Source organism: Aquibacillus sediminis (assembly GCF_005870085.1).
Taxonomy (GTDB): domain Bacteria; phylum Bacillota; class Bacilli; order Bacillales; family Amphibacillaceae; genus Aquibacillus_E; species Aquibacillus_E sediminis.
This window is the reverse complement of record NZ_SZNM01000002.1, coordinates 281,780-298,913: the sequence shown is the minus strand read 5'-3', so window position 1 is coordinate 298,913 and position 17,134 is coordinate 281,780. Positions and strand designations below refer to the sequence as shown.

The 17,134-nt window shown below is 36.5% G+C and carries 16 protein-coding genes and 6 tRNA genes; 6 read left to right on the top strand and 16 right to left on the bottom strand.

Annotated features, from left to right (window positions below; translation table 11 throughout):
• Window positions 1–79: 79 nt before the first annotated feature.
• Window positions 80–229, bottom strand: a complete 150-nt coding sequence (rpmG, locus tag FCI53_RS03255) for a 50S ribosomal protein L33 (RefSeq protein WP_079708498.1) — start codon at window positions 227–229, stop codon at window positions 80–82.
• Between the two features lie 274 nt (window positions 230–503).
• Here rpmG and FCI53_RS03250 point away from each other — a divergent pair, with 274 nt between their 5' ends.
• Both FCI53_RS03250 and FCI53_RS21735 read left to right on the top strand, forming a co-directional pair.
• Window positions 504–854, top strand: coding sequence for a hypothetical protein (locus FCI53_RS03250; RefSeq protein WP_138415781.1), 351 nt, complete (start codon window positions 504–506; stop codon window positions 852–854).
• A gap of 9 nt (window positions 855–863) precedes the next feature.
• Window positions 864–1,358 (top strand): endolytic transglycosylase MltG, encoded by a 495-nt coding sequence (locus FCI53_RS21735; protein ID WP_246049993.1) that lies wholly within the window; start codon window positions 864–866, stop codon window positions 1,356–1,358.
• Between the two features lie 32 nt (window positions 1,359–1,390).
• Here the strand turns inward: FCI53_RS21735 and FCI53_RS03240 are convergent, their stop codons facing one another.
• From FCI53_RS03240 to FCI53_RS03190, 11 genes are all read right to left on the bottom strand, one after another.
• A complete protein-coding gene (locus tag FCI53_RS03240; RefSeq protein WP_138415779.1) occupies window positions 1,391–3,586 on the bottom strand; it encodes a peptidoglycan D,D-transpeptidase FtsI family protein in 2,196 nt (731 codons plus the stop codon).
• A gap of 68 nt (window positions 3,587–3,654) precedes the next feature.
• A complete protein-coding gene (locus FCI53_RS03235) occupies window positions 3,655–4,932 on the bottom strand; it encodes an MFS transporter (RefSeq protein WP_138415777.1) in 1,278 nt (425 codons plus the stop codon).
• 515 nt (window positions 4,933–5,447) lie between these two features.
• Window positions 5,448–6,059: a superoxide dismutase SodA gene (sodA, locus tag FCI53_RS03230; protein WP_138415775.1), complete on the bottom strand. Its 612-nt coding sequence runs from the start codon at window positions 6,057–6,059 to the stop codon at window positions 5,448–5,450.
• 244 nt (window positions 6,060–6,303) lie between these two features.
• A tRNA-Phe gene (locus tag FCI53_RS03225) sits at window positions 6,304–6,376 on the bottom strand.
• Between the two features lie 398 nt (window positions 6,377–6,774).
• Window positions 6,775–6,867: transfer RNA gene (locus tag FCI53_RS03220), tRNA-Ser, on the bottom strand.
• Window positions 6,868–6,880: 13 nt separating this feature from the next.
• Window positions 6,881–6,954: transfer RNA gene (locus FCI53_RS03215), tRNA-Ile, on the bottom strand.
• A gap of 11 nt (window positions 6,955–6,965) precedes the next feature.
• Window positions 6,966–7,041: transfer RNA gene (locus tag FCI53_RS03210), tRNA-His, on the bottom strand.
• A 10-nt stretch (window positions 7,042–7,051) separates the two neighbouring features.
• Window positions 7,052–7,128 (bottom strand) — tRNA-Met (locus tag FCI53_RS03205).
• A 3-nt stretch (window positions 7,129–7,131) separates the two neighbouring features.
• Window positions 7,132–7,206 (bottom strand) — tRNA-Asn (locus tag FCI53_RS03200).
• 196 nt (window positions 7,207–7,402) lie between these two features.
• Window positions 7,403–9,034 carry a Na/Pi cotransporter family protein gene (locus FCI53_RS03195; protein WP_138415773.1) on the bottom strand — a complete coding sequence of 544 codons (1,632 nt, stop codon included), beginning with the start codon at window positions 9,032–9,034 and terminating at the stop codon, window positions 7,403–7,405.
• A gap of 238 nt (window positions 9,035–9,272) precedes the next feature.
• Entirely contained in the window at window positions 9,273–9,902 is a 630-nt protein-coding gene (locus FCI53_RS03190; protein ID WP_138415771.1) for an NfeD family protein, read from the bottom strand.
• A 107-nt stretch (window positions 9,903–10,009) separates the two neighbouring features.
• Here FCI53_RS03190 and FCI53_RS03185 point away from each other — a divergent pair, with 107 nt between their 5' ends.
• On the top strand, window positions 10,010–10,432 hold the full coding sequence (locus tag FCI53_RS03185; protein ID WP_138415769.1) for a hypothetical protein: 423 nt from the start codon (window positions 10,010–10,012) through the stop codon (window positions 10,430–10,432).
• A 340-nt stretch (window positions 10,433–10,772) separates the two neighbouring features.
• Window positions 10,773–11,876, top strand: a complete 1,104-nt coding sequence (gene ispG, locus FCI53_RS03180) for a flavodoxin-dependent (E)-4-hydroxy-3-methylbut-2-enyl-diphosphate synthase (protein WP_138415767.1) — start codon at window positions 10,773–10,775, stop codon at window positions 11,874–11,876.
• Between the two features lie 36 nt (window positions 11,877–11,912).
• Here the strand turns inward: ispG and FCI53_RS03175 are convergent, their stop codons facing one another.
• Together FCI53_RS03175 and FCI53_RS03170 are read right to left on the bottom strand one after the other, a co-directional pair.
• Window positions 11,913–12,359, bottom strand: coding sequence for a DUF4190 domain-containing protein (locus tag FCI53_RS03175; protein ID WP_138415765.1), 447 nt, complete (start codon window positions 12,357–12,359; stop codon window positions 11,913–11,915).
• A 74-nt stretch (window positions 12,360–12,433) separates the two neighbouring features.
• The gene (locus tag FCI53_RS03170) at window positions 12,434–13,156 is read right to left on the bottom strand and encodes a transglycosylase SLT domain-containing protein (protein WP_246049992.1); all 723 of its coding nucleotides are present in this window, start codon (window positions 13,154–13,156) and stop codon (window positions 12,434–12,436) included.
• 242 nt (window positions 13,157–13,398) lie between these two features.
• Here FCI53_RS03170 and FCI53_RS03165 point away from each other — a divergent pair, with 242 nt between their 5' ends.
• Window positions 13,399–13,683, top strand: coding sequence for a DUF2624 domain-containing protein (locus FCI53_RS03165; RefSeq protein ID WP_138415763.1), 285 nt, complete (start codon window positions 13,399–13,401; stop codon window positions 13,681–13,683).
• Window positions 13,684–13,726: 43 nt separating this feature from the next.
• Here FCI53_RS03165 and FCI53_RS03160 read toward each other — a convergent pair whose 3' ends face one another.
• Window positions 13,727–14,650 carry a deoxyribonuclease IV gene (locus FCI53_RS03160; protein ID WP_138415762.1) on the bottom strand — a complete coding sequence of 308 codons (924 nt, stop codon included), beginning with the start codon at window positions 14,648–14,650 and terminating at the stop codon, window positions 13,727–13,729.
• A gap of 16 nt (window positions 14,651–14,666) precedes the next feature.
• Window positions 14,667–15,977, bottom strand: a complete 1,311-nt coding sequence (locus FCI53_RS03155; RefSeq protein ID WP_138415760.1) for a DEAD/DEAH box helicase — start codon at window positions 15,975–15,977, stop codon at window positions 14,667–14,669.
• A gap of 167 nt (window positions 15,978–16,144) precedes the next feature.
• Here FCI53_RS03155 and FCI53_RS03150 point away from each other — a divergent pair, with 167 nt between their 5' ends.
• On the top strand, window positions 16,145–17,095 hold the full coding sequence (locus tag FCI53_RS03150; RefSeq protein WP_138415758.1) for a 4-hydroxy-3-methylbut-2-enyl diphosphate reductase: 951 nt from the start codon (window positions 16,145–16,147) through the stop codon (window positions 17,093–17,095).
• The last annotated feature ends 39 nt before the right edge of the window (window positions 17,096–17,134 follow it).

The window sequence follows — 17,134 nt, the reverse complement described above, 5'->3', positions numbered from 1 at the left end:
TGTTAGCAAAAATAGAAAACATTAAAAAAAGCCATCCCATTACTGGGACAGCTTTTTTTTAATGCATACAATACTACCTTTACTTTGTTTCACGGTGTAGTGTATGTTTCTTCAAACGTGGAGAATATTTTTTAAGCTCCAAACGTTCTGGGTGTTTACGTTTGTTTTTCGTTGTAATATAATTGCGATCACCTGTTTCAGTGCAAGCAAGTGTAATGTTTACACGCATGATTTATCCCTCCAAACCTTCATCAATAACTATAATGACTGTCAATTATTATTTATCAGACTCAATAATATTACCAAAAAAATTCACTTATTTCAAGCACATGTTGAATTGTTTATCAAATCCTTTTATAAAAATAGCTTTTCAACTATTTCATATACATAAGCAGTAACAATAATATTCCACAATACCACCGTAAATAAATTGAAACAATTATTTCATTATATTGCTTTTATATGGTATAACTAATAATGGGTAATCCAAGGAGGAAGATAATATGATTTATGTGATCATTACGTTGATTGTTATTGCAATCGTACTATTTATCCTATCTTTTCTAGTAGAAGATAAGTTTAAAAATATCGAGAATCAATTAGAACAATTTACTATTTCATCAATGCAAGAAACCTATCAAATGAAGAAAAAAATCAAAATTTTGGAAGAAGAACTACTGACAACAGATTTTTCTGAATCAGTACTCCATCCAGAGCAGAATCAAACACCGTTAATAAAAAAAATTAATCGCCTCTATCAACAAGGGGTTACTATTAGAGACATAGCCAAACAGACTAACCTAAGTGAATATGATGTCCATTCAATCATCAATCAATTCTCAACAGAAAGTTAGAGGTCTTATATGAAACAGTTATTACGCGCATTTGCTTTGGGACTCTTCAGTGCAACGATTCCCTTAGCCTTAACTTATATTTATATAGAAAAACCAATGGACCAGTCAATCCCCGAAGACGTTGAACAAACTGAACCAAGTATCGATGAAATGATTCAATCTCTCGAACAAGAAGGTTACTATATATATACAGATGAACACCCAATGCAAGAGGATGAACAATCCACTGGAGATGATTCAAATGTTGATACAGATCGTAATGAAGCTACAGAGGAGAATCCCGAAGATACGAATACTGCATTTCTATTAGTAATAGAACAAGGAACATCTGTTTCTTCCATTACAGACCAACTGTATGAGGCTGGTATCATCGAATCTAAACAAGAGTTTAGTACTTTTTTAGATGAACAAGACTACAGTACAAAAATCCAAATAGGTGAATTTGAATTAACTCCTAGCATGTCATATAAACAGATCGCAAATACAATTACAACAAACAACTAAAAAAACATCGTGCAAATGCACGATGTTTTTTTCTAGTCTAATATATCCATTTGTTGTTCCTCCGCCTGTTGTTGTTCTTGTTCCGTCTGCATGTCAAGTTCCAACTCTTCCGCGGTCTCTTCTTCCGGTAAATCATCATCAACACCAGCCGATGCTCTTTCCTCTTTCAATTCGAAATATTTATCTAAAATTCTTCTGCCAATCATATGATTAACTGGATGCCTTCCACTTTCAATTTCTCCCAGATTAGGAACAATCACAGCAAATACTACTTCAGGATTATCAAATGGAGCATATCCAACAAGTGACAGATTAACTGTCTCCTCTATTAATTCACCATCTTCATAGATCCCATTTTCTGCAGTTCCTGTTTTACCTGCTGGATTATAAGGCGCATCATTAAAATAGGAGGCAGCTGTACCTCTAGATTCTTGCATAACACGACGAAACCCTTCCTGGACACGTTCGATATAATCTTGTTCCATGGTAATTCGATTTAAAACATCCGTGTTATAGGCTTCTACAACTGGCCCTAATTGATCATTTGATAATGACGGTTCCCGCACCTTATTAACGAGTCTCGGTCGTACACGATAGCCATCATTGGCAATGGTAGATACGTATTGTGCTAATTGCAGCGTCGTATAAGTATCAAACTGTCCAATCGAAAAGTCCATTTGTTTACCCGCTGCATTAATGTCAATACTCCCTTTATATCCTGTTGATTCAAACGGTAAATCAACACCCGTTTCAACACCTAATCCAAATTGACTATAGTAATTACGAAAGGTTTGAAATTTATCAGAATTGTAACCAACAAGCCTTTCGTTTGGGCGATAAGTTGCCTCACCTAGACGCATCGCAATGTGAAACATATAGACGTTAGAAGAACGTTTTAATGCATCAATATCATCCACGACTCCTAAATATTGCCAAGAACATTTTGGTGCTGAACTCGCTATTCTGATACACTCATCATCCATTCGTTCACCTTCTGAAATAACATCCGAATCGAGACCAGCTAAGACAGATGCACCTTTAACAGTAGAACCAGGTCGATGGGCATCGTAAACCACACGAAACGATTGATCTGAAAATTCCTCCGTTTCTTGATCATAGCTAATTCCAGATAATGCTAAAACTTCACCCGTTTGTGGATTCATCATTGCAACTAAAGCATCTTTCATATATTTGTTTTGTTCTGGATGTTTCTCAATTGTTGTTTTTAGTTCTTCTTGAACGATTTGATCAACAGCTTGTTGTAACTCCATATCAATTGTTAACTCTAGATCGTTACCACGCTGTCCTTCCACAACCACTTCAGAACCAACTACATTCCCTTGTTGATCGGTTGTAAAACGCACTTGTTCTTTTCTTCCACGCAAGACACTTTCATATTGTTCTTCTAAACCACTTGTTCCCACACGATCATTACGACTATACCCTAGACTATTGTAGTATGGTGCTTGATCTGCCGGTACCCCTTGATCAGATGTTGTTACTTTTCCGATAAAATTTGCAAATGTATTTCCATTAACGAAATCTCTATCCCAATTAATTGTCGCATCTATCCCTGGTAACTCTGATAAATGTTCAGAAACCTTAGCATATTCTTCTTCCGTTACATTTTCATTTTTTATGATATGTGGCGATAGTTCATATGCTTTATCAAGTTCTTTCTTTATTGCTAGTTCATTATATAATTCATCTGTCCATTCAATCTGCGCTAAATCCTCTGCAGTAATCTTATCCAACATTGCTTGATATTGTTCAGCAGTCGATAACTCTTCTAATTCCTGTGCCGATAATCGCCCTTGGACCTCTTCTGTATTTAGCAAATACCAATACTCTTTTTTGTCTCGTTCTCTAATCATATTCTGTCTATCTTCAGAGTCTTCACCCAGTGTAATATAGGTCGCTAATTTTTCTGCGATATCTAACCGTTTTTCGGCACTATCTCCTCCTTTAGGTGGTGTATAAATAATAGATCGAACTGGTTCATTGTCAAGAATAACTCTCCCAAAACGATCATACATTTTACCTCGAGGTACTGAATTTTTTGAGGTTGTGTCTGTTGTCCGATCAATTTTTTCCTGTGCTTCTTCCCCATTTAAGATTTGTACAACGCCCAATTGTAAAATTAACAAAGAAAACAAGGCGAATACTAATATAAACAAAATGTTTAAACGAAAGGGAAGTTGTGTTTTTTTCTTTTTCTTATTTCCCATGGTCATTTTCTCCCTTAAAATTCATCTACACCTTATTATATCATCCTCTCGGTTAAGACTCTATAGGATTATCGATTCTCTTGGTCAGCAATTTCTTGTTTGGCTTCGATGGTTTCTTGTTCTGCATGTAACCCATGTAACGTAATATCTTTGACAAAAAAATACACGACCAAGTGTCCCGCCCCAACAACAGCCATTAAATACGGAATGATTGTTTCCGGATCAAATAAAGAGACTGCCAAAAGGAAGATCGCAATGGAGGAAACTCTTCCAATATTTAGAAACAATTCTCGCACAACAATATATTCAATCCGCATTTCACCTGCTTTCCAACCTTTTCCAATTACATCATATGTCATCGACACATAGGGAACAGTGAAAATTGGATAAGACAAACCAATAATCGCCCCGTAGATAAGAAGCGTTGTATAGTTCATGTGGAATAGTAGTAGAAAGATGGAAAAATACAATGATAAACCACCAGCAAAAATTGCCCATTTTCTCATTTTTGGCTTAATAATTTTTGTAGCCACAAAATAAAACACAAGTGAAAACCCAGAAAAGACAAGGTTAAATGTACCAAGGGCAAATTCACTTTGCGTAGTAATGAATACCCAAACAGAAATAACAAATACAAAAATACCTTCGCGTAATCCTTGAAAAGTGTGTGCATTCAAGATACGTTTCCAATCTTGATTATGCTTTCTTTCTTTAATGATTCTCATAAAAGCGAACGTACCTTCAGCAGATCTTCTTTGTAAAAACATTGTACATATAACAGCTAAAATGAACAATCCGAATGAAATCGAAAAAATAATGGTATAACCTTGAAAGTTGTCTAATCTAGAAATAATAAAACCTGCTAGTATTGGGCCAACCATCCCGCCAAAGGATTGCATCAATCCCAAGAAACCATTAAAAAAGTCTCTTGTATCAGGTTCTGTCACTTCAAACGTTAAAACATTAAAGGCTAACCAATAAAACCCAAAACCTATTCCCAATAATGCCCCAAGCAACATATTATATGTTGCTGCATTCTCGCCAACAATCAATACCGTCATATAAAATAAAGATAAAAAGGTAACACCTAATCGCAGAACAATGACTCTATCTACCCGTTTTGCAATTCTTCCAGCTAAAATGAAGGTTAATGGTTGCATAATATAGACAAACAAGTTGTATTGAGCGATGTCAATGAATTCACCCGATTGTTTCCATAAATAAATATTGACAAAAGTATTGGATAAAAAAGTGGACAATGCATATAGTCCACCAATTGTTAGTAATAATTTTAAATCACGGTTAATTTCAATATCGCCTAATATTACCTTTAAACTTTTGTTCATAAGCTCCCGTCTCCTTTTCGTATCTACTTTTATTGTTTTCAATTCTACGGGAGCTATACAATTTTAACGTACGGTTTAATGTGTTAAAAAATGGGCTGTTTTTGGTTTTGTGGTTGACTGAAACTCCAATGTAACTAACCCATACAACGTTTCTTAAGAAATTCGTCAATATCAACCGATTAGGTAAAGACTTTATTAAAATTACTATAAATTCATAAAATAATGGGATGAGGGACCGGTTTGGTGAGGAAAACGGTTTGTGGTTCAACGAAAGGCTCAAAAAAAGGAGCAATAATCTGTACGAAACAGCCTCACATTCCCAAGTGCGCCAAAATTAAATGAACATGACTCCAAACCTGCAAATAACGGCGCGAGGAACCGCGTAACCGTCAAAAAAAGCCTGAGAAGGAGAATAACGGAATGAGAGACTGGATTGCAAAAAAGAGCGTTGTTCCCTGATTTTAAACAAACCAAAAAAGAGCCCTTGATTCATCAAAGGCTCTTTTTACTATTAATTATTTAGCTGCATCGTAACGCTTAGCAACTTCATCCCAATTCACAACATTCCAGAATGCTGCGATGTAATCAGGACGTTTGTTTTGATATTTAAGGTAATAAGCATGCTCCCAAACATCAAGACCAAGGATTGGGGTTTTTCCATCCATAATTGGTGTATCTTGGTTTGGCGTGCTTGTTATTTCTAATTCACCATTATTTACTATTAACCATGCCCAGCCAGAACCAAAACGGCCAGCAGCTGCAGCAGCGAATTCTTCTTTGAACTTGTCAAAGCTACCAAATTTATCATTTAGTTTAGTTGCTAGTTCACCTGATGGTTCCCCTCCACCATTTGGAGAAAGAATTGTCCAGAAGAGACTATGGTTTGCATGTCCACCACCATTATTACGAACAGCTGTACGAATTGACTCTGGTACACTATTTAAGTCAGATAGTAATTCGTCAAGTGATTTTCCTTCAAGATCACTTTGTCCTTCTAACGCACCATTCAATTTTGCTACATAGGTGTTGTGGTGTTTCGTATGGTGGATGTTCATCGTTTCCTTATCAATATGAGGTTCTAATGCATCATAAGCATAAGGTAACTCTGGTAATTCAAATTTAGCCATTTTAATTCCTCCTTTTAATTATGTAAGAATAACGCACATATAGTACGTTTCCCTTTAATGCCAAGATTATCAAAGCACCATCTGGGTTGCAACTGATTTGCTTCATATTTTAGACATATTTTATATACCTACGGCTCCAATACCCTTATACTTGCTTGAATACGCTCTAGATTATTTACAGTGAAGCTATGCATTTTTTAACACAAAAAAAACGCCCCATCTTATCAATGGAACGCTTTTGTGATGGCTCGGGACGGAATCGAACCGCCGACACACGGATTTTCAGTCCGTTGCTCTACCGACTGAGCTACCGAGCCTTGTTCAGTATAATTTTCTTGTTTTTTCTCGCTCTTCATCTTACTTCGATGTCTTTTCGATGATGCCCTGTGCTCGTCACGTTGCTTGTTTTTTCGGCGATGCTTACGCTCCTCGCAAAACCTACATGGATGTTATTCGCGGAGGTTTACGGTTGCTCTACCGACTGAGCTACCGAGCCTTATTCAATATAATACCTTATTTTATTCCCGCTCTTCATCTTACTTCGATGTCTTTTCGATGATGCCCTGTGCTCGTCACGTTGCTTGTTTTTTCGGCGATGCTTACGCTCCTCGCAAAACCTACATGGATGTTATTTCACGGAGGTTTGCGGTTTCTCTACCGACTGAGCTACCGAGCCTTATTCATTATAATTCTTCAACGACTGTTAAAATATGTATGGCGGAGGAGGAGGGATTCGAACCCCCGCGGGCCGTGAAGCCCCTGGCGGTTTTCAAGACCGCTCCCTTCAGCCAGACTTGGGTACTCCTCCGCAAATAAAATGATGGACCCTGCAGGATTCGAACCTGCGACCGATCGGTTATGAGCCGATAGCTCTAACCAACTGAGCTAAGGGTCCATATATACTAATGGGGCGACCAGTGGGGTTCGAACCCACGCATGCCGGAACCACAATCCGGTGTGTTAACCACTTCACCATGATCGCCATATTTATATGGTAGCGGCGGAGGGGATCGAACCCCCGACCTCACGGGTATGAACCGTACGCTCTCGCCAGCTGAGCTACACCGCCACATGGCTCCACAGGTAGGATTCGAACCTACGACCGATCGGTTAACAGCCGATTGCTCTACCACTGAGCTACTGTGGAATAATACCTTAACGACAAATAAAAATATATCACATGTTCTTTTTATTGTCAATAAATTTTTGAATTAAATTTTACAACAGAGTTAATAATAGCATGTATCCTTAATGGAATCAAGGGTTTTTTGGTAATTTATTACAATAATTATAATTTTTATGCATAGAATAAGAGGGCTGATCAGCCCTCTTATTTCCATTAATTAATTTTTTTCTCCTAGGACTTCATCTGCAATATTCATTGCATGATCTCCTATTCTTTCTAAATTACTTAAAATATCAACGAATACGATACCTGACATTCCTGAACATAATCCTTCATTTAAACGAATAATATGTTTTTTACGGTAGGCACGTTCCATATTATCAATTGTTTCCTCTTTTTGAATAACAGCACTTGCAAGTTCTTTATCCATTTCACCAAGTGATGCAACAGCTTGCTTAACTGCTTCCATTGTCACATCAAACATATCATTTAAATCATCCATTGCTTGTTCTGTAATGACAACCTTATTAGAAATTTTATAATCAATAAGCTCTAAAATATTTTCAAAATGATCGCCAATTCGTTCAAGATCTCTTACTGAATCAATTAAAGCTGAATGCTTTTCACTATCATAATCGGAGAACGATGTACCTGATAACTGGATTAAATAATCTGTTATTTCACGGTCTAAATTATTTAAAGCCCCCTCCACTTGGAGTGCAACTTCAGAATGCTTATGATGATTTGTGTTCAAATAGAGACTCGTTTCTTGTAACCCTTTATGGGCATATTCCCCCATACGAACGATTTCTTCTTTCGCTTGGTCAAGAGCCACTGAAGGTGATTGTTGAATAAAAATCGGGTCTAAATGTTTTGGTTTATATTCAACAATTACATCATCTCCGGGAACTAACTTCGTTACGATTACTGCTAATAATGCAATAAATGGAAACTGGATTATCGTATTCGAAACATTAAATATACCGTGCGCAAATGCAATGGTCATTTCAGCATTTAAATCCAATTGGCCTTGCAAATAAGCAATAAACTGCGTATATAAACCAATAATAAACAAGATGAGTATTGTACCAATAACGTTAAAGATGACATGTGTCAATGCCGCTCTTCTTGCTGCAACAGAAGCACCAATAGATGCCAAAATAGCAGTAATTGTAGTACCAATATTATCTCCAAACAAAACTGGTAGTGCTGCATCTAACTGAATCGCACCTTCTGCAAATAAACTTTGTAATATACCTATTGTCGCACTTGAACTTTGTACAATCACAGTAAAGATTGTTCCAATTAGAACACCTAAAACTGGATTATCAGACATGCTAACTGTTAGATCCTGGAAAACTTGTAGATCTCGTAATGGCTTAAGACCATCTCCCATAAAACTTAATCCTAAGAATAGCGCACCAAAACCAAAAACAGTTTGTCCAATATTATTAGTCTTATTATTTTTAAAGAAAAACAGCATAAATGCACCTATAGCAACGATCGGTAAAGCATATTCCTCGATTTTAATACCAATTATAAAAGCTGTTACGGTTGTACCAATATTCGCTCCCATGATTACACCAATCGACTGCCTTAGCGTCATAAAACCAGCATTTACTAATCCAATTGTCAAAACAGTTGTACCTGTACTTGTTTGAAGGAGAATGGTAACAACAATACCAGCAAGGACACCCATGAATGGATTACTAGTAAAACGATCTAAAATATCTCGCAAACCATCCCCTGCTATTTTTTGCAGTCCATCTCCCATATATTTAATCCCTAATAGAAAAATACCTAGACCACCAATGAATTCAAAAATCAAAGCTTGAATATCGATTTCCACAAGAGTTACATCCCTTCAACGTAAAATTTATATATAATGCCTAACCCGTTATTCATTATTAACGATTCATCAACTGTTTGTAAATAAAAAAATGATTTCTTTACATTAAATTTACAAACTTTTTTACAAATAACGACAAAATTGCACACTAGTTTAATCTAAACCCTTATATACTTTGCATAAAAAAAGCATTGTTTCTTTTAAGAAACAACACTTTTCTTTTCTTTTAGTTTGCACTTCAATTTATTTTTGATACGAGAATCTTCGTGCCATCAACGTGAGTAACTTTTACCTCTGTTTGTTTCGCAATCCATTGACCGCTTGATACAGCACTATACTCTTGTTCATTCACTCTAATTGTCCCAACCGGTCGCATGTCGGTTATTGTAATACCCTTTTGTCCTAATAAATCACGATGCGTATCCTTCACTGTGCTATAACCGTTTTCATCCGTTAGTTGATCAACCAATGTTAATTTGGACCATAGTTTTCGGTGCTTAAAAACCCTTAAGAACGCCAAAGAACTTCCCCCACCTAAAAGAACACCTATTATAGCATAAAGACCTGCAGTCCAATTTGGTGAACTTAAACCTACAGATAAAATCATACAAACTGCTCCTATGGTTGCTAATGTCCCATCATTAATAATTTTCCCATCTATGATGATTAGCAAAATACCAATAAAGTATATAACCATCATTAACACAAACATGCTTGGATCTAAATAAGTTAGAAAATATAATGTAATGAATCCTACACCTAATAATCCGAAGACACCTCTCATATTGACCAACAATTCACCGATTAAAAACAATGTACCAAAACCAACAACAATTAAACTAATCCAATCTGCTGAAAACGTCCCCACCTCATCACTCCTCTCGTATCTTTTACGTTTTCAATTCTTAATAAGTTTCAAAAAAAGGAAATAAACAAAAATGTAGAATATTATACATAGTACAAGGAGGAAAAAAATTGCAACTTCTAAAAAAATTATTGCTTACATTTTTTATTATTCTATTCTTATCCAGTATTTTCAATGATTTGACTACAGGTACTATCGTTCAAGAAATAAGTCCTTCGCAACCAACCGAGAAAGAGGAGCAAGAAAGAAATAAGTCACCAAGCAACTCTATGCCACCAGAAGATCAGATGGAAGTAGCAGAGCCTTCACAAAGCTACCCTAAAGAAACCGAGAAGTATCAAGTCGTACAACAAGCCATTCAGCCGGGTGACACTGTTTTATCCGTCGTGGAATCATTAAACAGTGAACATAATAACGCATTTCAAATGGAGGAAATTATCAATGACTTCAAAGCATTAAATCCTGGGGTTGATCCACATCAAATAAAGCCTGATCAACACTATTACTTTCCTAGATACAAAAATACGCCTTAATTGCATTTTGATACTTCTCATTTAATTTAATAAGGCTTATAATGGTTGTTGGAAACTGTTTCGTATTATTTTTTGTTCGTTGCCTCCTCTCCACTACATGTTGGTATGTTTTACAAATAGAGGGGCATAGCTGTACGTTGAAGATTCACGATATAGGCGAATTACTTGTCATCACCCAAATCTTCAACTTTCCATGAGCAATCTATATAATAGTATTTTACCACTAGAACATGTGTTTCGCTGAGTAAAAAGGCGATTCGGGTCCCTTATTTTGGTTAAATCTTGCACAATACAAAAGCGGGAGTCTTCTGGTCTAAAACGAAAAAGGAGCGATTCATGTATGGCTTTAACGCAAAGAAAAGATACACGCCCGGTCAAAGTAGGTAATGTAATGGTTGGAGGAAAAGACGAAGTTGTGATTCAATCAATGACAACAACCAAAACGCATGATGTAAAGGCGACAGTTGAACAAATCCAGCGCTTAGAAGATGCTGGATGCCAAATTGTACGTGTTGCTTGTCCTGATGACCGTGCTGCAGATGCGATTCCTGAAATAAAAAAACAAATTAATATTCCTTTAGTAGTTGATATCCATTTTAACTATCGATTAGCACTTAAAGCAATTGAAGGTGGAGCGGATAAAATAAGAATTAATCCTGGTAACATTGGAAAAAGAGAAAAAGTTGAGGCTGTTGTAAGTGCAGCAAAAGAAAAAGGTATCCCAATTCGTATTGGGGTCAATGCAGGTTCACTCGAACGACATATTTTAGAAAAACACGGTTATCCTACGGCGGACGGCATGGTCGATAGCGCTTTACATCATATTAAAATTTTAGAAGATTTAAACTTCCATGATATTGTCGTTTCCCTTAAAGCTTCCGATGTTCATTTAGCTATTGAAGCATATGAAAAAGCGGCAGAAGTTATTAAATACCCATTACATTTAGGTATTACTGAATCAGGAACATTATTTGCTGGCAGCATAAAAAGTGCAGCAGGTATGGGAGCGATATTAAGTAAAGGAATCGGAAGCACCATGAGAATTTCTTTAAGTGCAGATCCTGTTGAAGAGGTTAAAGTAGCCAGAGAGTTATTAAAAACATTTGGACTATCTTCCAATGCTGCAACGTTAATTTCGTGTCCGACCTGCGGTAGAATTGAGATTGATTTAATAAAAATAGCAAATGAAGTCGAAGAATACATCTCAACCATCAAGGCACCAATAAAAGTAGCTGTTCTAGGTTGTGCTGTTAACGGACCAGGAGAAGCAAGAGAAGCAGATATTGGTATTGCTGGTGCTCGTGGTGAAGGATTATTATTTAGACATGGGGAAATCATTCGTAAAGTACCCGAGGAAACAATGGTAGATGAACTTAAAATTGAAGTTGACAAAATAGCAGAGGAATACTTGGCAAAACAAAAAGAAGAAGAGCAAAATGTGTAAAGAGTAAAGAGCTGGCAGAAAGCCAGCTCTTTACAGTTAGACAAATGGTGCTATAAATAAGGAAACAATAATCGATATAGCACCGATTACAATCGCGGTATTACCCAGCGTATCTGCACCTCGACGTTTTGAAATAAAACCGAAAATGACCGCTGCAGCACCTAAAATAACTGGCATAACGAAAAATGATAAAGCAGCAAGCACAAGCGCAAGCCAGCCCATACCAGTATTTACTTCCGTTTTCATTTCCGTTTCTTGCTCATCGGTTTCCATCGGCCTATTGAAGTCAGTTGCCGTCAACTCTTGCGCAACTTCTTCATCCCTTTTATATGCTTCATCTAAGGAATAAAGCTCTTCGTCTTCAATGATCGGCCGTTGAGCACCTGCTTGATTTCCAGTGATTTCATTGGGTTCTACATCTTCCCCAAACTTTGGGGCTTCTTCGACTTCCTCGTTTCTTTCATTACGATACGATTCGTCCATGGTTAAACCCTCACTTTCTTTGTCGAGGTGCCTTTATAGTATATGAACTTGTCTCATTTTATTACGAAGAAAAATTAGTTAACATTAGAAATTCTTACCTCGTTCATGACGACAGACTCATAAGAATCTGCATTTTCTTGAATCGTTATCGCATAAGTGCTTTCAGCATGACCGTTTAGTTGTTTATAATTTTCCAATCCATCCATACCACGATTGTACGCCGTCAACACTTCATCCCAATTCTGGTATTGACCAAAAAGAAAGTCTAAATACACTAACGATAAATGAATCGAATAATATGGGTCATATAACAATTCATCGTCATATGGCAAACCAGCCATATCGGCGATCCATGGGGCTGTATTTTTCATAAATTGCGCCATTCCATGCGCTCGTCCGTATGGTGTTTCTGGTCCAATAAGATTTGGATCGAAATCCCCACCTGTTTCCACTTTTAATAGCTCGAAAGCTATGTATGGATCTACATTTAATTTTTGTGATTCTCTAGCAAGGTAAAGCGCCCACGTCTTTTTGAACTTCCCTTCGCTTGCTTCAACTAAATCATTCGCTACTTGTTCTAAAGTTTGCCAATTTTGATAGCCATTTTCAGCATCCTTTTCCTCATCAGTTTCCATTTCCATATATTCTGTTTGTGCTTGTAATCGTTCATTTTCTTGTTGTAACTGATCATTCTCAGTTTGTAATGCTTGTTGTTGTTTCAATTGAATAATTGCAAAAATACTTAACCCTATAAAAAATAAGATAAAAACAAATACAAAATTTGAAACTTTACTCAACAACAAACCCTCCTTTATCTTGATAAGATATATCCTTTTTAATCTACAGCAACATATCATACCGAACTTATACAAACAATTCAACCGATACCACTTACTCTATCAACTGGTATTTATTGGATGTTATCGGTCTAATCGTTCGATAACGACTAGAGAAATCCCTTTTGAATAAAATTTTGAACAAAAAACAAATACAGTTCATAAGCTATCATAACAACATACGATGAAGGGGTTATGGAAATATGAACAGTTTTGTACAGCAAATGATTCAAAAAAAATTAAAACAAGTGCATCCAAGCGATTTACTTGATTATGGCGAGGAATATGGAATACCTCTAACAGAACAACAAGCAAAACAGATCTCTGCTTACCTAAAAAATACGAATTTAAATCCTACAAATGAAAAAGATCGCATGCAGTTTTTTAAAAAATTAGCTCAAATCACCGATATAAAAACTGCTCAGAAAGCTCAAAAATTATTCAACCAATTAATTAAGGATTATGGTGTACAGTCCTGGTTTGATTAAAAAAAAATACTCATAAGCATAGAAACGCTTATGAGTATTCCTCTTATTGATTCACAATATTGTCTTTCAATTCGGAAATAAATTCATTCCCTTTTAACATTTCAATTTCAAATTTATATGGTGGCTTCTTATTCTTTTTGTCTTCCCCAACATAAGGAGTCTCTAAAATCTTCGGCAGTTCACTTAATTGTGGGTGATGAACGACATATCGCAACGCATCATAACCAATATAACCGAACCCAATATTCTCATGGCGATCCTTATGTGCCCCACGATCATTTTTACTATCATTCACATGAATGACTTTTAAACGATCTAGCCCAATAGTACGGTCAAATTCATCCAGAACTCCATCAAAGTCATTTACTACATCATATCCACCATCGTGAACGTGGCATGTATCTAAACAAATAGATAATTTATCATTAAGTGTCACACCATCAATGATTTTAGCCAATTCATCAAAAGTACGACCAATTTCCGTTCCTTTACCTGCCATCGTTTCTAAAGCGATTTGCACATCTTGTTCTGGAGTTAGCACTTCGTTTAATCCTTCGATAATTTTTTCAATCCCTTTATCGACTCCAGCCCCAACATGCGCACCAGGATGCAACACAATTTGCTTAGCACCAATTGCTTGTGTTCGTTCAATTTCACTTCGTAAGAATGAAACACCCAATTCAAATGTAGGTTTTTTTGCTGTATTTCCAATATTAATGATATAGGGAGCATGGACAACAATGTCAGCAATACCATTTTCTTGCATATGTTGTAGCCCCTGTTCTATATTTAATTCCTCAATTGGACGTCTTCTTGTGTTTTGCGGGGCACCTGTATAGATCATAAATGTATTAGCACCATAGGATGCCGCTTCCTCACTCGATCCTACTAACATTTTCTTCCCACTCATGGAAACATGAGAACCAATTTTCAAATCAAACACCTCTCTCTTTGTCTTAAAAGCCATTGTAGCATAGTAGTTTTTATTTTTTGAATTTATTGTTTCGGTTCATTTTCTTCTTCACCTGTTGTTGCTGTCTTTTCATCTTTTTCTTATAACCTGGTTTTACTTTTTTAGGTTTACGCACTTGTTTCCATGCTTTTTGCTCAACCTCTGATTCTTGTTTCTTTCTTGCTTTACGCTCATTCCATGACTTGGTTTCTTTCCATTCTCCTTTAGAAATGTCGTAACTATCAAATGTTAATCCTCGACGTTCTAAACGCTCTACTAATGCAAGGTCATCATCAGAATAAAGGTTAATCGCTGTACCTTCCATCCCTGCACGCGCTGTTCGTCCTACTCGATGAATATAGAATTCCTCTTCTTTTGGCATTTGGGCGTTAATAACATGACTGACACCCTTTATATCAATACCCCTAGCAGCAAGATCGGTTGCAACAATATATTGGTATTTTAAATTTTGAATATCTTTTAGCACTCGTTTTCTTTCTCGTTGTGTTAAGCCACCATGAATTAAACCTACTTCCATACCTTTTTCCGTTAATTCACGCGCCAATTTATTTGCTTGTTCTTTACCATTTGTGAAAATAATCGCTAAATACGGTTGAATCACACCTGTAATACGGTAGATCATTTCAGCTGGTTCTCGGTGTCTAAGTGGTACTAATCGGTGTTCCATCTTTTCTGGTGAGATCACTTCATCATTCATCTTAAAATAAGATGGATTGGATAAATATTTCTTCAAGAATGGTTGCAGCCGTTCTGGAATAGTTGCAGAAAATACCATGAGCTGAATAGCTTGATTAGCTCGAACTAAAATTTGATCAACTTCCTTAATCAAACCTAAATCCAACATTAAATCTGTTTCGTCGACTACAAAAGCTTTAGCAGAATAGATATCGAGTACACCATCTTCGATTAAATCTAGAATTCTGCCAGGCGTGCCCACCACAATTTGAGGTTGTTCCTTTAATTTATCGATCATTCTTTTCTTATCTGTTCCACCAATGATTAACTTTGCGGACCATTGTTGATCACTATAATCAATTAATTTTCTCACTTCATCATATATTTGTGTCGCAAGTTCTCTCGTTGGTGCTGTTACAACAAATTGCACTTCTTTTATATCCTCATCTAATTGATTAAATAACGGTAATAAATACGAATGGGTTTTCCCTGATCCAGTTTGTGATTGTCCAATAATACTTTCACCGCGTAATGCAGCTGGGATTACCTTCTGCTGGATTGGTGTCGGCTCATAAAAGCCAAGCTGATCGATCACATCATTCACAACTGGTTTTAAAGCATATTGTTTAAATTGATGATTCTTCATGTATATACTCCTTTAACTAACATATATTGGTACTTTTCTTATTATAGGTGCAAATCTTCAAAAATGCACTTGTTTATTCGTAATTATCTTTGTCATCATTTAGTTTTACCTTTATAATGATACTGATGCCCTAGAAACATACAGAATTTGAATGAGGGGGAACTAATTTGGAAGTTATTAAAATTGCTCCGCGTGGTTACTGTTATGGAGTTGTCGATGCCATGGTAATTGCACAAAACGCTGTCAAAGATCCTAATTTACCTCGACCTATATATATACTTGGAATGATTGTTCACAACTCCCATGTAACAGAAGCCTTTAAAGAAGAAGGTGTCATTACACTCGATGGAAAAAATCGTGCAGATTTACTCGAAGAGATCCATGATGGAACCGTTATATTTACAGCCCATGGTGTTTCTCCTGAAGTAAAACAACGAGCACGTGACAAAGGATTAACAGTTCTTGATGCCACTTGTCCTGATGTTACACGTACACACGATCTTATTCGCGAAAAAGTAAAACAAGGCTATAAAGTCGTTTATATTGGTAAAAAGGGCCATCCCGAACCAGAAGGAGCGGTTGGTGTTGCTCCAAATGATGTCCACTTAGTACAAACAGAAGAAGACGTAGAACAACTTCAATTAAATCATGACAAAATTCTTGTTACCAATCAAACAACTATGAGTCAATGGGATGTTTATGATGTGATGCAAAAAGTAAAAGAAAAATATCCACAAACAGACATGGTGCAAGAAATCTGCATGGCAACCCAAGTAAGACAAGAAGCTGTGGCTGAACAAGCAAAAGAAGCGGACCTTACCCTTGTAGTTGGAGACCCAAAAAGCAATAACTCGAATCGTTTAGCACAAGTATCGAAAGAAATTGCCGGTACAGAAGCATACCGAATCGCAGATGTTAGTGAAATCGATTTAAATTGGTTGGTAGATGTAAGGAAAGTTGCTGTAACCGCTGGCGCATCCACACCCACCCCAATAACAAAAGAAGTCATTAAGTTTATTGAGCAATATGATAGGAATAATGAATCGACATGGTCGAAGCAATCAACCATCCAACAATCCAAAATTCTACCTAAAGTAAAAGCAAAAAAGAAAGCGTGAACCATTGGAAAGACTGCTCTTGGCCCAAACTACCAAAGC

Excerpts from the sequence above, each read along its gene's own strand:
- rpmG (WP_079708498.1), bottom strand. The coding sequence starts at position 229 with ATGCGTGTAAACATTACACTTGCTTGCACTGAAACAGGTGATCGCAAT.
- FCI53_RS03250 (WP_138415781.1), top strand. The coding sequence starts at position 504 with ATGATTTATGTGATCATTACGTTGATTGTTATTGCAATCGTACTATTT.
- FCI53_RS21735 (WP_246049993.1), top strand. The coding sequence starts at position 864 with ATGAAACAGTTATTACGCGCATTTGCTTTGGGACTCTTCAGTGCAACG.
- FCI53_RS03240 (WP_138415779.1), bottom strand. The coding sequence starts at position 3,586 with ATGGGAAATAAGAAAAAGAAAAAAACACAACTTCCCTTTCGTTTAAAC.
- FCI53_RS03235 (WP_138415777.1), bottom strand. The coding sequence starts at position 4,932 with ATGAACAAAAGTTTAAAGGTAATATTAGGCGATATTGAAATTAACCGT.
- sodA (WP_138415775.1), bottom strand. The coding sequence starts at position 6,059 with ATGGCTAAATTTGAATTACCAGAGTTACCTTATGCTTATGATGCATTA.
- ispG (WP_138415767.1), top strand. The coding sequence starts at position 10,773 with ATGGCTTTAACGCAAAGAAAAGATACACGCCCGGTCAAAGTAGGTAAT.
- FCI53_RS03175 (WP_138415765.1), bottom strand. The coding sequence starts at position 12,359 with ATGGACGAATCGTATCGTAATGAAAGAAACGAGGAAGTCGAAGAAGCC.
- FCI53_RS03165 (WP_138415763.1), top strand. The coding sequence starts at position 13,399 with ATGAACAGTTTTGTACAGCAAATGATTCAAAAAAAATTAAAACAAGTG.
- FCI53_RS03160 (WP_138415762.1), bottom strand. The coding sequence starts at position 14,650 with ATGGCTTTTAAGACAAAGAGAGAGGTGTTTGATTTGAAAATTGGTTCT.
- FCI53_RS03155 (WP_138415760.1), bottom strand. The coding sequence starts at position 15,977 with ATGAAGAATCATCAATTTAAACAATATGCTTTAAAACCAGTTGTGAAT.